This window comes from Pseudomonas sp. Van50 (genome assembly GCF_055390755.1).
Genome location: NZ_AP024343.1, coordinates 2,551,352 through 2,564,867, shown reverse-complemented (window position 1 = coordinate 2,564,867; position 13,516 = coordinate 2,551,352). Strand labels below are relative to the sequence as shown.

The 13,516-nt window shown below is 61.2% G+C and carries 10 protein-coding genes and 2 pseudogenes; 11 read left to right on the top strand and 1 reads right to left on the bottom strand.

Annotated elements, in window-relative coordinates; all coding sequences use genetic code 11:
• Positions 1–3 precede the first annotated feature (3 nt).
• Positions 4–1,139 (top strand): annotated as a pseudogene (locus ACZ5M5_RS11385) (FAD-binding oxidoreductase).
• 83 nt (positions 1,140–1,222) lie between these two features.
• Here ACZ5M5_RS11385 and ACZ5M5_RS11380 read toward each other — a convergent pair.
• Positions 1,223–1,663, bottom strand: coding sequence for a hotdog fold domain-containing protein (locus tag ACZ5M5_RS11380; protein WP_103309499.1), 441 nt, complete (start codon positions 1,661–1,663; stop codon positions 1,223–1,225).
• Between the two features lie 163 nt (positions 1,664–1,826).
• On the opposite strand from ACZ5M5_RS11380, the pseudogene ACZ5M5_RS11375 reads away from it, so the two are divergent.
• The 10 genes and pseudogenes from ACZ5M5_RS11375 to ACZ5M5_RS11330 all read left to right on the top strand — a co-directional run bounded on the left by ACZ5M5_RS11375 (position 1,827) and on the right by ACZ5M5_RS11330 (position 13,507).
• Positions 1,827–2,446 (top strand): annotated as a pseudogene (locus ACZ5M5_RS11375) (TetR/AcrR family transcriptional regulator).
• Positions 2,447–2,590: 144 nt separating this feature from the next.
• The gene (locus ACZ5M5_RS11370; RefSeq protein ID WP_464739039.1) at positions 2,591–3,583 is read left to right on the top strand and encodes a SphA family protein; all 993 of its coding nucleotides are present in this window, start codon (positions 2,591–2,593) and stop codon (positions 3,581–3,583) included.
• Positions 3,584–3,638: 55 nt separating this feature from the next.
• Entirely contained in the window at positions 3,639–4,820 is a 1,182-nt protein-coding gene (locus ACZ5M5_RS11365) for an MFS transporter (protein ID WP_103309501.1), read from the top strand.
• 35 nt (positions 4,821–4,855) lie between these two features.
• Positions 4,856–6,304, top strand: a complete 1,449-nt coding sequence (locus ACZ5M5_RS11360) for a carotenoid oxygenase family protein (RefSeq protein WP_464739038.1) — start codon at positions 4,856–4,858, stop codon at positions 6,302–6,304.
• Between the two features lie 348 nt (positions 6,305–6,652).
• A complete protein-coding gene (locus ACZ5M5_RS11355; RefSeq protein WP_060738138.1) occupies positions 6,653–7,504 on the top strand; it encodes a fumarylacetoacetate hydrolase family protein in 852 nt (283 codons plus the stop codon).
• Positions 7,505–7,506: 2 nt separating this feature from the next.
• On the top strand, positions 7,507–8,328 hold the full coding sequence (locus tag ACZ5M5_RS11350) for an IclR family transcriptional regulator (RefSeq protein WP_060738139.1): 822 nt from the start codon (positions 7,507–7,509) through the stop codon (positions 8,326–8,328).
• Positions 8,329–8,349: 21 nt separating this feature from the next.
• Positions 8,350–9,996, top strand: coding sequence for a bifunctional 3-(3-hydroxy-phenyl)propionate/3-hydroxycinnamic acid hydroxylase (locus ACZ5M5_RS11345; RefSeq protein WP_464739037.1), 1,647 nt, complete (start codon positions 8,350–8,352; stop codon positions 9,994–9,996).
• 22 nt (positions 9,997–10,018) lie between these two features.
• The gene (locus ACZ5M5_RS11340) at positions 10,019–10,867 is read left to right on the top strand and encodes a VOC family protein (RefSeq protein WP_464739036.1); all 849 of its coding nucleotides are present in this window, start codon (positions 10,019–10,021) and stop codon (positions 10,865–10,867) included.
• A gap of 74 nt (positions 10,868–10,941) precedes the next feature.
• Positions 10,942–12,420 (top strand): aldehyde dehydrogenase family protein, encoded by a 1,479-nt coding sequence (locus ACZ5M5_RS11335; protein WP_192263263.1) that lies wholly within the window; start codon positions 10,942–10,944, stop codon positions 12,418–12,420.
• An 88-nt stretch (positions 12,421–12,508) separates the two neighbouring features.
• Entirely contained in the window at positions 12,509–13,507 is a 999-nt protein-coding gene (locus tag ACZ5M5_RS11330; protein WP_060738143.1) for a helix-turn-helix domain-containing protein, read from the top strand.
• Positions 13,508–13,516 lie beyond the last annotated feature (9 nt).

Here is a 13,516-nt window from a genome sequence, read left to right as displayed (position 1 = left end):
AACATGACGACTTACGAAAACCTGACGCGCCCTGGAAACGCCAGCGCGCTCCAGCGTTTTACCAACCCGGCCACCTGGGGCACGTTCGGCGCGCAATGGCACAGTGGTGAACAGAAAACCCTGCAATGCTGCGCTGTGCGCCAGGAAACCCATGACGTCAAAACCTTCATTTTTCGCTGTGCGGACTTCAGCGCCCTGAGCTTCGAGCCCGGTCAATTCATCACGATCTCACCGGTCATTGGCGGGCAGACCATTGCCCGCTGCTACACCCTGTCGTCCTCCCCGACCCGGCCGTTTGCGTTTTCCATTACCGTCAAGCGCGTACCGGGGGCGCAGTGTCGAACTGGCTGCATGACCACCTCAAGCCCGGCGACAGCCTGAAGGCCTCCGGCCCGGCGGGCAGCTTCACACCGGTCGGCCATCCGGCGACCAAGTTGTTGTACCTGTCCGCCGGTTCCGGCGTAACGCCGCTGATGTCGATGACCCGGGCCGCGTGCGACATGGCCGGCAACCTCGACATCGTTTTCGTGCACAGCGCCCGCACGCCCACCGACATCATCTTCCACACGGAACTGACGCGCATGCAGGCCGCCATGCCGGGGTTGCGGGTCATCAGTGTTTGCGAAGGTCTCGGCGACACCGCTCAATGGCAGCAACCGATAGGCCGGCTCGACTTGTCGTTGTTGAGCCAGCACGTGCCGGACTACCAGGAGCGGGAAATCTTTACCTGCGGCCCTCAGGGTTACATGGAAGCGGTCAAGTCGCTGCTCAGGGAAGCAGCATTCGATTTCGCCCACTACCACCAGGAAAGCTTCGACATCGCCGCACTGAATGAAGAACCGTTGATCGAGCAGGCGGCTTCGCTCAATCAACAGGACGTCTTCACCGTGACCCTGTCGCGGTCAGGCAAGACGTTCAGCATGCCGGGCCATCAGACCGTGCTGTCTGCCGCCAGGAAAGCCGGCGCGATCGTGCCCTCCTCCTGCAGCCAGGGTGTTTGTGGCACCTGCAAGACGGCCCTGCTCCAGGGCACGGTGGACATGCATCACAACGGCGGTATCAGGCAGCGGGAAATCGACAAAGGCCTGCGCTTGCTGTGCTGCAGCAAACCCACTTCTGATCTGGTCCTTGATCTTTAGCCTTGCCTCAAGCATCAGCCGTTTCCGCCAGTGGCTGATGGCGCCTCTGGCAGAAACGGTCGATGCCTGATGGGCCAGGTGACCTAACCGAGTTTTACATTCATGGTGATGCGTGCCGTGAAGACTTTCACGCCGCCCTCGTCGAAGATCTCGACCGGGACAACCTTGTCCCCCGAGGTCTGCCAGTCGATGTCGCTACCGTCGGCAATGGCGTGGATGGACGTCTTGGCCTTGGCCAGGTATTCGACGGTCATGCCTTTGGGAATCCAACGAGCCCCGCCAGGGATGGACACCTCGGTCATCATGCCGCCCGCCAGTTCTGCCGCGTTGCACAACGCGATCGCATGAACGGACGCCAGGTGATTGGTGATTTCCTTGCGGAACGGCACCTTCACCTCACTGCGGCCGGGGGCCAACAGCGAAATCTCCGGGTTGATGGTGCCGAAGTACGGTGCCATCTGGCAGGCCATATTGCTGAAAGCGGACGGACCAACGCTTTGGTACATGCTGAGAGTCTGGCTCATGGGGTATCTCTGGTCAGGTGGGCTGGAGTCATGAACAGAACATTACTCTTTTACAGAATATCGCTCTGTTACAGAACAATATTCTGTAAATGTCCACCCTGTCAATCGCTCGTGCCGAGCCTTCGTTTCAATTACCATGGCCACTTTTTGCCTGGGCCGAAAAATGGAACCTGTCGATCTCCTCGAGCGCTGCTACCCAGGGCGTCGTGCCGAGTCCAAGCGGCACATCCTTCGATGTGCCCTGACGCTGTTCAACCAACAGGGCATAGAAGCGACCACCATCGATATCATCCGTGCCGAAAGCCAGATGAGCGTGGGGCCATTTATCACCATTTCGACAACAAGGAAGGCTTGGTCGCGGCGTTGTACATGACCGCCCTGGACGATCAGGCGCGGCTGCGGGACAGCTACCTTGGCGCTGTCACCTCGACCCAGGAGTGGGTGCATGCCCTGGTGTTCAGCTACGTCGATTGGGTAGTCAGCCAACCCGATTGGGCGCGGTTCCAGTACCAGGCGCGCTTTGCGGTCGCGCGCAGCGGCTTCAACGAACGGCTCGCCGAGGCGAATCTGGCCAGGAACGCCGAGCTCAAGAAATGGTTCAGCGACCCGGCCCACCAGCAGGATTTGCAGGACCTGCCTTTCGAACTGATCCCGTCACTGATCATCGGTTCGGCGGAGAGCTACTGCCGCGCCTGGCTCTCGGCCCGCGTCAAACGCAGCCCTGAAGACTACCGGCAGCAGTTGGCCGAGGCCGCCTGGCGCGCCGTTGGCGCTGGCGGCTGAGCAGCTCGCTCCCGTTTCTCCCGGTTAATGGCGCTCCCAGTCAACTCTGGCCGTTGCGCTCAAGCATCACCCACCACCGGGACTTAAAGTCGAAGTGCCAGGGGACATTCCCCCGCTCACAATTCCAAGAATAGAGCCACTTCAATGAGCCCGACCAAATCCCTGCCAGCGTGCCTGGCACTCAGCTTCGCGTCATTTGCCGCCCATGCCGCCGATGGCCCTCCACCACCTTCCGTAAGCCAACCCAGCGGTATCAACCTGGGCGGCACCAGCTTCTACGACGGGTTTGCGGGGCCACCCGGGCTGACTCACCAGACCTACCTGAAGTTCAGCACCGCCAGCAGCATCAGGACCAACGGCGGCAAGAAAAACAGCGCTTTCGATGACCCGAAGATCAATGTCATCACGATGATCAATCAGTTGAGCTACTACTCACCCGACACCTTCGCGGGAGGGGCACACCTGGGTTGGAGCCTGTTGGTACCCGTCGTTTCCCTGGATGGCGACTTCGGCGACAACGGGGCCAAGCTCAAGGACAACGCTACCGGCCTGGGTGATGTCACGGTCGGGCCACAGATCCAGTTCGATCCGATCGTCGACGCCAGCGGCCGGCCGGTTTTCGTGCAGCGCATGGCCTTCGACACCCTCCTGCCAACAGGCAAGTACGACAAAGACAAAGACCTGAACCCTGGCTCCAACCACTTCTCCCTGAACCCCTACTGGGCAGCGACCTGGATGCCGGCACCCCGTTGGGAAGTGAGTTGGAGGCTGAATTATCTGTACAACTTCAAGAACGACGATCCGGCGAGCAGTTCGCAGCAGTTCTTTGAAGGGCAAACGGTGCACGACACCCAGTCAGGACAGTCGGCATGGGCCAACTTCACCGCCTCGTACGAAGTGTTTCCGAAGGTCTCGGTCGGCATCAACGGTTACTACTTCCGGCAGATTTCGGATGACAAGGTCAACGGCAACACCCTGACCGACTCCCGGGAAAAGGTGCTGGGCTTTGGCCCGGGCCTGTTCTGGAAAATCACCGAAGACAAAGCCTTCTGGCTCAACACCTATAAAGAAACCGGCGTCGAGAATCGCTCCCGAGCGGATTACCAGGTGCAGGTTCGCTACGTTCACAAGTTCTGATTGACGTGTAGGCCGGCTCACGTATGAGCAGGCTCTTTACCTGAGGTGATGCTTCATGAACGCACTCGACTCCATCGATAGCAAAAAATCACTGGGCGCCATCTGCCTGATGATGGTCATTTCCCTGGGGACGCTACAGATCCAGCCGATCCTGGGCGGTGCCCTGATCGACCAGCTCGGCCTGCCGCTCAATGCAATCGGCGCTATCTTCGCCGCGGAACTCATGGCGATGGCCATCGCTTGCGGAGCCTGCGCCCTGTTCATGGCGAGCGTCGACCGGCGCCGCTTCGCCCTGGTGGCCTTGTTGATCCTGGCATTGGGTAACCTGGCCAGCACACAACTGCACAGCCAGACCGGACTGGTCATTTCCAGGATGATCTGCGGCGCCAGCGGCGGCGCGGTCATGGCGGTGGTCTATGCCACCGCAGCGCTGCGCACCTCCAAGGATGCGACCTTCGCGGTCATCAACATCGGCAACCTGCTGTGGGGCATGCTGCTGGTGACATCCATGCCGCGGGTCCTCCAAACATTTGGCGTGAATGGCGCGTTTTCCCTGTTGGCGATCACCAGCGTGCTCGCAGCGCTGGGTTGCTGGAGAGTGCCCAAGCACTACCCGCAAGCACATCGCGCGGCCAATGGCTCGATCCAGCCATTCGGTCTCACCGCCATGCTGTTGATCCTGCTGTTTGCCCTGCTGTTCTTCGGCCACTCGGCACTGTGGGTGTACCAGGAACGCATCGGCAAGAGCATCGGCCTGGAGCCCCAGCAGATTGGCGGCATCCTCGGCGGCAGCATCCTTGCCGGAGCCCTTGGCGCCGGGCTGGCCGGGCTGATCGGACGGCGCCTGGGCCTGCTGTTTCCGCAACTGTTGAGCTTCGGCACGGCATTGCTGGCGACCTTGATCATGGTCTATGGCACCAGCCCCGTTGCCTTTATCACCACGGCCTGCCTGATCCATATGGTCTGGTTTTTCAGCCTGCCCTACCTGCTTTCCATGGCGGCGGAACTGGACCCTTCCGGCCGATTGGCAGGCCTGGGTAACGCTGCGATTTTCATCGGCCAGGGACTCGGCCCGTTTGGCGCCGCACTGGTCGTGGGCGAGGGACACTTCCGCGCGGTCGGATGGCTGGCCGCCTCAGCCTATCTGCTAGCCTTGGTGATCTCGTGCCTGGTAGTTGCACGCTTTCGCCGCGGCGTGAAGCCTTCCGGACCGGCGATGTCCCCGCAATCGGCCTGAACCTGAACGAACCCGCACATTGACGAGATTGCCTGATGAGTATTCCATTCCCTCAAACCCCTGAATTTTCCGGTGCTCTCTACACGCCCAGCCGCGTGGAAGCAGAGGTGTTCGATCTTGAGATCGAAGGCATCCTGCCTGCTTCGATCTGTGGGACGTTTTATCAGGTGGCGCCAGACCCGCAGTACCCACCCATGCTGGGTAACGACATTTTTTTCAACGGCGACGGCATGGTTAGCCGCTTCAACTTTGCCAATGGCAAAGTCTCGATGCGACGCCGCTACGTGAAGACCGATCGCCTGCTGGCCCAGCGCCGTGAAGGTCGTTCGCTCAACGGCGTCTATCGAAACGTCTACACCAATGACCCCTTAGCGGCAGAAAACAACACCACCGCCAACACCACCGTTATCCCTCACAACGGCGTCCTGTTGGCACTCAAGGAAGATGCCCTGCCTTGGGCGATGGATCTCGAAACCCTGGAGACCCTCGGCGAATGGACCTTTGATGGGCAGATCAAAGCCGCGACGTTCACCGCCCACCCCAAGCTCGATCCGGTGACAGGCAACCTGCTGGCCTGCAGTTATGAGGCCAAAGGCGACGGTACGCCCGACCTGGCCTACTTCGAAATCTCGCCGGACGGAAAGCTGCTGCACGAGATCTGGTTCCAGGCCCCTTATGCGGCGATGGTGCATGATTTCGCGGTGACCGAACGGTACGTGGTGTTCCCATTGATTCCGTTGACGGTTGACGTCGAGCGCATGAAAAACGGCGGGCCGCATTTCCAGTGGCAACCCGACCTGCCTCAGCTGTTCGCCATCGTGCCGCGCAACGGGCGCGGGCAAGATGTGCGTTGGTTCAAGGGGCCCAAGGACGGTTTCCAGGGGCATACGCTCAATGCGTTCGATGAGGGCGGCAAGGTGTACGTGGACATGCCGGTCACCGGCGGGAATATCTTCTACTTCTTCCCCCAGGCCGACGGCTACGTACCACCGCCTGAAACCCTGGCCGCCAGCCTGATGCGCTGGACCTTCGACCTGAATGGCAGGCAGGAGGACGTTCAACCGCAACCACTGACGGAATATCCCTGCGAGTTTCCACGGTGTGATGATCGCTACATCGGTCGAAAATACCGGCATGGGTTCCTGCTCGCCTTTGATCCTGAGCGGCCTTACAACCCGGCGAATGGGCCGATGCCCTTCCAGTTTTTCAACCTGCTGGCGCACCTGGACCTGCAGACAGGCCGCACCGACGCCTGGTTTCCCGGCGACAGCGGATGCTTCCAGGAACCCATCTTCATACCGCGCTCGGCGGATGCAGAGGAAGCCGATGGCTACGTGGTTGCCATGCTCAACCTCATTGCCGAAGGGCGCAATGAACTGGTGGTGCTGGACACCCGTGACATGGCCAGCGGCCCCATTGCCCGGATCAGGATTCCCTTCCGGATGCGCATGTCGCTGCATGGCTGCTGGGCACCAAGCGATTGATTGGCATCGGGCCCTGATGCCCGTCAATTAAGCACAATCCCTGTGGGAGCGAGCTTGCTCGCGATGGCGGCGGTTCAGTTACATGAGTATTGAACTTGGCTGGCCTCATCGCGAGCAAGCTCGCTCCCACACGTTCAGAGCCTTTTGCGCACCTCTCGCGGCCCCTGCCATCTGCGGTGGCTGCCTGCCTCCCCTCCCTCTGCTCCCCAGGTCCGCCAAAGGTACAGCCTCGCCAAAAAAATACATAAATTCCATATTTTAGGATTTTTGTATAAATCCTACTTTACAGGATTTTATAGCAAGACTAGATTAACCCTCATTGCACCCTCCCTCTCTCCAGGAGCCCCCATGAAACTCGCAAGCTTTATTGTCCAAGGCCGTCGCAGCTACGGTGTGATCGAAGGTGATCAAGTCATCGACCTGGAATCGCTCAAGCCAACCCTTGGCAGCGATCTCAAACAGGCCATCGGCCACAACCGCCTGAACGAACTGAGCCCTGCGCGCCTGGCAGGCCTGCCGCGTATCCCCTTGGCTGAAGTGACGTTCCTGCCGGTGATCCCGAACCCGGGCAAAGTGCTGTGCATCGGCATCAACTACGCCACCCACGTGCGCGAAACCGGTCGGGAAATGCCGACCTATCCGATGATCTTTACCCGCTTCGCCGACAGCCAGACCGCCCACCTGCAACCCATCGTTCGCCCGACCGCGTCCCACAAGCTTGATTTCGAGGGCGAGCTGGCGGTGGTGATCGGTAAAGCGGCCCGCCACGTCAAACCTGCCGACGCGCTGGACTACGTCGCCGGTTATGCCTGCTACAACGACGGCAGTGTCCGCGACTGGCAGAAGCACACCATTCAGTTCGTCCCCGGCAAGAACTTCCCGAACACTGGCGGTTTCGGCCCCTGGCTGGTGACCGGCGACGAGATCGGCGACCCGCAGGACCTGGAATTGACCACCCGCCTGAATGGCGAAGTGATGCAGCACACCCGCACCAGCGACATGATTTTCGATGTGCGCCAGCTGATCGAGTACTGCTCCACCTTCACCGAACTGGCCCCCGGTGACGTGATTGTCACCGGCACCACCGGCGGCGTCGGAGCGTTCCGCGAGCCGCCGGTGTGGATGAAGCCAGGCGATCAGGTGGAGGTCGAGATTGCTCGAATCGGCACCCTGCGCAACAGCATCGTGGATGAGCAGTAAACATGGAAAACCTACACACCCCTGACGCCCTGCCCGAGCAGGATGGCGACAGCAAAGGTTCGAGCCTGGAGCGCATGTTGCGGGTACTCGACCTGTTCACCGAACAGAGCCCGATCTGGGCGGTGGACGACATGGGCGGCGCCCTGGGTTTTACCCGTTCGACGATCTACCGCTACGTGCGCGAATTGGCCGAAGCCAACCTGTTGTTCCAGGTCGAAGCCGGGCGTTATGCCCTGGGCGCGCGAATCATTACCTGGGACCGCCAACTGCGCCTGAGCGACCCCCTCGTACGCGCCGCGCAATCGCTTGAGCCCAGCTTCCCGCAGTGGAGCGAACAACAGGTGTGGCTGATCTGCCGGCTGTTCAAGGACCAGGTTGTGTGCATTCACCAGCACGGGGACCTGTTCAGTGAGGTCAGCTACTCCCGTGGCTCACCCAGGCCCTTGTTCCTGGGAGCGACGTCCAAGGCGATCCTCGCCAACATGACCTCGCGCCAACACAGCCAACTGTTTCTCGACCACCCCGATGAAGTGCGCGCCAGTCAACTTGGCCAGACCTGGGAAGCGTTTCGTCGCTCGTTGCAGCAACTGCGTCGCCAAGGCTATGTGGCCAGCGCAGGTGAAGTCGACGCGGGCGTCTATGGCCTGGCCGCGCCGATCTTCGACGGCGATGGCAAGGTCGTCGGCAGCATCAGTTGCGTGCGCCCGGTACGAGAACGCGACAGCGCCCAGGAAGAGACACAAGGGCAACAGATCCTTGCCCTGGCGCAGGAACTGTCGCAACGCATGGCTGCGCTCGCCAACCGCGCCAAGCCACTGGGCTGAGCCATCCGGAAGGGAATAACAATGACAACCCTCAAACGCATCAACACCCAGGTCCTGGTCATCGGTGCCGGCCCTACCGGGCTGACCCTGGCCAACCTGCTCGGCCAAGCCGATGTAGACATCCTGATCATCGATCGCAAGCCGGGCACCGTGACCGAGCCGCGGGCGGTTTCAATCGACGACGAGTCCTTGCGCACCATGCAGGCCATCGGGCTCGATGCCGCTGTGCTGCGTGATGTCGTGCCCGGCTACGGCGTGCATTACTTCACCCGGCCCGGCGGTCGCTGCTTCGGCAAGGTCGAGCCGACCGGCAAGCTGTATGGCTTCCCCAAGCGCAACGCGTTTCGCCAACCGCTGTTTGAAAACACCCTCAGGCGAGGCCTCGAACGTTTTGCCAGCCTGACGGCTCGGTTCAGCCACGAGCTGGTGGAGTTCACCCAGGACCAACACGGCGTATGCGCGCTGGTGCGTGACGCCGAAGGGCAACTGATGGAAGTCCACGCAGCTTACCTGGTGGCCTGCGACGGTGGCCGTAGCCCGGTGCGCAAGCAACTCGGGATCGAGATGGTCGGTTCGAGCTTCTCCTCGCGCTGGCTGGTGGTCGATACCGACCAGGACGACGACCCCTTCTGGCAGACCCGCGTGTATTGCGACGCCAGGCGTCCGGTGGTGGAAGTGCCCGGCCCTCACCGTACGCGCCGATTCGAGTTCCTGCTCAAGCCTGGAGAAACGGACGAACAGGTGCTCGACGAAACCTGCCTGCAAGCATTGCTGCGCCCCTTCAAGGGTGACGCGCCGGTTTCCATCGTGCGCAAGACGGTCTACACCTTCCATGCCCGGGTCGCCGAGCGGTGGCAGGTGCAGCGGGTGTTTCTCGCCGGCGACGCCGCTCACCTGACCCCGCCCTATGCCGGGCAAGGCATGAACAGCGGCGTTCGCGATGCCCACAACCTGGGCTGGAAGCTGGTCGGCGTGCTGAAGGGGAAAATGGCGGAAAGCGCCCTGCTGTCCTACGAAAGCGAGCGTCGTGATCATGCATGGGCCTTGATCAAGTTGGCCTTGAACCTCGGCGTGGTCATGGCTCCGGCCACCGTCCTGCGTGCTCGCCTGATCAGTGGCGCATTCGCCTTGGTCGGCCTGTTGCCGCCGTTGCGCGATTACTTCCTGCAAATGCGCTTCAAGCCCAAACCCCGCTTCACCCGGGGCCTGGTGCTGACCGAAGGGCAAGCAGGCACGTTGTCCTGCGGACAGATGTTCCCGCAACCGATGCTCACCGACGCCCACGGCCAAGAACGCCTGCTCGATGACACCATCGGCGCCGGCTTCGCCTTGATTCAATACGGCGACCCGACCCGCCAGCGTATCGATGAACTCAAGCATGGCCTCTGGAGCCACCTTGAAGCCAGACGCATCCTGATCCTGCCCGCGTCCGTCCAGGCCATGCCGTCGATCCCCGGCTGCACGGTGCTCCAGGACCGTGAAGGCCAGCTCAAAACCCTGCTGGGCGATTCACACCCGTTCCTGCTGCTGCGCCCGGATCGCTATATCGCCGCGATTTTCGACAAGGCCACCGAAACCCCGGCCGCCGAATCGTTGCAGTCGCTGTTCGGCATCGCCGCGGCCCACGGCAGCGCAATCGAGCCGAGCATCGCGCCCGTCTTTCATTAAACCTTCAAGCACAGAGGTGGTTATGCAAACACTCCAGACTTCCACACCTGCACGCCTGTGCTACCTGCACTTGGCGAGCAAGGACGCGCAACGGCAAATCGATTTCTATCGACGGATGCTGGACATGGACAGCCAGGCGCAAGCCGATGGCAGCTGGATGCTCAGCGGCCCGCAACGCGCCATGCTCGTATCTCCCGCCGACCACAGTGGCCTGCTCGCGGCGGCGTTCGACCTGGGCAGTCAGCCTCGCCTGCAAGCACTGCGGGTTCGCCTGCTCGGCAACGGCTGTTTCATCGAAGAGCTCGACTCGCCATTGCTCGAAACGGGGGCTTTCCTGATCCGTGATCCCCAGGGCCGGCAAACGATATTTGGCGTCGCTCACCCCGCTCTCCAGACCTCGGGCCAGGGCATGCCCGGCCGCTTGCAACACGTGGTGTTCCAGACCACGGTGCTGGAAGCCATGATCGATTTCTACGTCAACACGGTGGGCTTCACGGTTTCGGACAACGTCGTGGACGAGCAGACCGGCCAACTCATGACGTGCTTCCTGCGCTCGGACGACGAGCACCACACCTTGGCGTTTTTCCGCGGTTCGAAAAACGAGTGGGACCACCACTGTTACGAAACCAACGAATGGAATGACATACGCGACTGGGGTGATCGCTTCGCCAAGGAACGCATCACCATTTTCTTCGGGCCCGGCCGACATGGGCCGGGCAACAACCTGTTTTTCATGGTGGTCGATGCCGATCGCAATCGCCTGGAGTTCTCGGCTGAGCTGGAAGTCACCGATGCCAGCCGCCAGCCCGGTGTCTGGGCACAAGAGGAATACACACTCAATTCCTGGGGCCGCGCCTGGATCAGGAGCTGAGCAGTTTCCCTCATCGGCGTTTGCACCCTTAATTTCTAAACGAGGCGATCACCTGCCTCCAAAGGTAAAAGACCATGACGACTCAACCGCTCGCGCCCTACGCCATCAACGGCGACCAATACATCAACGGCACCTGGCGTGCAGGGCGCTCCGCACGCCGCCTGGACGACCGCAACCCCTTCAACGGCGAACAGTTGCTGGAGATGCCCCTGGCCTCGATTGCCGATCTCGACGACGCCTATCAGGCGGCGCAAAAGGCGCAGGCACCGTGGGCACAACTGCACCCCACCCAGCGCGGCGCACAACTTGAAAAGCTCGCCCAAGTCATCCAGAACCGCCGCGAAGAAATCATCGACTGGCTGATCCACGAATCCGGCAGCACCCGGATCAAGGCGAGCATGGAATGGCAGTTCACGCTGAACCTGGTGCGCGAATGCACGACGATGCCGATGCAGGTCGAAGGTCGGATCCTGACCAGCTACAAGCCCGGCGAACAGAGCTTTGTCTTCCGTGAACCCTTGGGTGTGGTGGGTGTGATCAGTCCATGGAATTTCCCGCTGTACCTGAGCATGCGCTCGGTGGTGCCGGCACTCGCCCTGGGCAACACGATCGTGCTCAAGCCCGCCAGCGACACAGCGGTGACCGGCGGCCTGCTGATTGCCCACCTGTTCGAAGAGGCCGGCTTCCCCGAGGGCTCGCTCAACGTGGTGGTCGGCGCGGGCTCGGAAATCGGCGATGCCTTTGTCGAGCACCCGGTGCCGAGCCTGATTTCCTTCACCGGTTCGACGGATGTGGGACGCAATGTCGGCCGTATTGCCACCGGTGGCAAACACATCAAGCGCGTGGCCCTGGAACTGGGCGGCAACGCGCCGCTGGTGGTGCTGGATGACGCCGACATTGACGTTGCGGCGCACGCGGCGGTGGTCGGGCGTTTCCTGCACCAGGGCCAGATCTGCATGAGCGTCAACCGAGTAATCGTCGACCGCTCGCTGTATGCCGATTTCGCGTCGCTGGTGGTGGAGCGCGTGCGCAACCTCAAGACGGGGGATCCGACCAAGGCAGACACGGTGATCGGGCCAGTGGTCAATCAGAGCCAGCTCGATGGCCTGTTGCGCAAGCTCGACGGCGCCCGGAGTGCCGGCCTCAAGCAACTGTGCGGCGGCCCGGCATCCGGGCTGGTGCTGCCTGCCCATGTGTTCGGTGAAGTGGGAGCCGATCAGGAACTGGCCCGCGATGAAACGTTCGGCCCCCTGCTGCCGCTGCTGGTCGCAGAAAACCAAACCCATGCATTGGCGTTGGCGAACGCCAGCGAGTATGGCCTGTCCAGTGCCGTGTTCACCCGGGACATGGCCCGTGGCTTGAACTTCGCCCGTGGCATTGTGGCGGGCATGACCCATATCAACGACATCACCGTCGATGACCAACCCAATGCCCCGTTCGGTGGTGAAAAGAATTCCGGCCTCGGGCGCTTCAACGGTCACTATGCCCTGGATGAGTTTACCCGTGCCCATTGGGTGACCTGGCAGCCGGGAGGCCATCACTACCCGTTCTGAATCTGTGGCACCCTTGATCAGACCCGGATCGGGCAAATCGACCCCTTTGCCCGATCCGTCAGAAAACAATAATAAACAGAGGCGAAAAATGAACCATTTAGCCTGCGTGTCCACCGATCAGGTTGTTCGCTCCGACCGCCTGATGAAATGGAAAGAGTTCATGAGCGATCACCTGGGGCGTACGCCGGACTATATAAAACGGCTGGAATCGACGTTCATCGACCCATTGCATGACAGCAACTTCCAGGGCCGGCTGGAGTACGGGGACCTGGGCCAGTTGCGTTTCTGTCGAATGACCGCCAGCGCCCATCGATATTCGCGCCACCTGAGCAAAGCGGTCGACGCACTCGACACCCCGCGCATGTTGATCATGCAGGTGGCTGGCGTCAGTCATTTCGAGCAAGGCCAGCAAAGCAGCGTGCTGGCCCCTGACGAAATGCTCCTGGTCGACTGCGGCAAACCGTTCAACGTAACCAGCACGCAAGGCTGCGAACATTTCATCCTGCTGTTCCAGGGGGCGTCCGGGCAGTTCGCGCAAACCGCCGACATGCACCTCAATGGTCGCAATGGACTGGGGCGGATGCTCATGCACCTGATCAGCGATGCCTATAACCAATATCCCTTGCTGAACAACCATTCGGCCGGGCTGATCGGTGACAGCATCACCGGGCTGCTGGATAACGCGCTGAAGAACAAGCAGGAAGAAAAGCAGCTCGAACACGACTTCCGCTTCTTCAAGCAGAACCGCCTCAAGGCGTACATCGAGCGCCACCTGGCCGACCGCGACCTGACCATCGAACGCATCGCCAACGCCGAACAGTGCTCGGTACGCAGCCTGCACCGCGCCTTCCAGGATGAACTGGGGTGCAGTGTCAGCGAATACATCTGGCAGCGGCGCCTGTCACGTTGTGCCGAGGACCTGCGTAACCGGGAACATGCCCACCGCTCGCTCACCGAGATCGCCTACGCCTGGGGCTATGGCAGCAGTTCCCACTTCAGCCGGCATTTCAAATCGACGTTCGGCATGTCGCCCCGGCTATTTCGTGACACCGCGAGTGACAGCCGGGAAAAATCGACGGCCGCTTGAGCCTGTTTC

Coding starts and splice junctions, on each gene's coding strand:
- ACZ5M5_RS11380 (WP_103309499.1), bottom strand. CDS start 1,663: ATGAGCCAGACTCTCAGCATGTACCAAAGCGTTGGTCCGTCCGCTTTC.
- ACZ5M5_RS11370 (WP_464739039.1), top strand. CDS start 2,591: ATGAGCCCGACCAAATCCCTGCCAGCGTGCCTGGCACTCAGCTTCGCG.
- ACZ5M5_RS11365 (WP_103309501.1), top strand. CDS start 3,639: ATGAACGCACTCGACTCCATCGATAGCAAAAAATCACTGGGCGCCATC.
- ACZ5M5_RS11360 (WP_464739038.1), top strand. CDS start 4,856: ATGAGTATTCCATTCCCTCAAACCCCTGAATTTTCCGGTGCTCTCTAC.
- ACZ5M5_RS11355 (WP_060738138.1), top strand. CDS start 6,653: ATGAAACTCGCAAGCTTTATTGTCCAAGGCCGTCGCAGCTACGGTGTG.
- ACZ5M5_RS11350 (WP_060738139.1), top strand. CDS start 7,507: ATGGAAAACCTACACACCCCTGACGCCCTGCCCGAGCAGGATGGCGAC.
- ACZ5M5_RS11345 (WP_464739037.1), top strand. CDS start 8,350: ATGACAACCCTCAAACGCATCAACACCCAGGTCCTGGTCATCGGTGCC.
- ACZ5M5_RS11340 (WP_464739036.1), top strand. CDS start 10,019: ATGCAAACACTCCAGACTTCCACACCTGCACGCCTGTGCTACCTGCAC.
- ACZ5M5_RS11335 (WP_192263263.1), top strand. CDS start 10,942: ATGACGACTCAACCGCTCGCGCCCTACGCCATCAACGGCGACCAATAC.
- ACZ5M5_RS11330 (WP_060738143.1), top strand. CDS start 12,509: ATGAACCATTTAGCCTGCGTGTCCACCGATCAGGTTGTTCGCTCCGAC.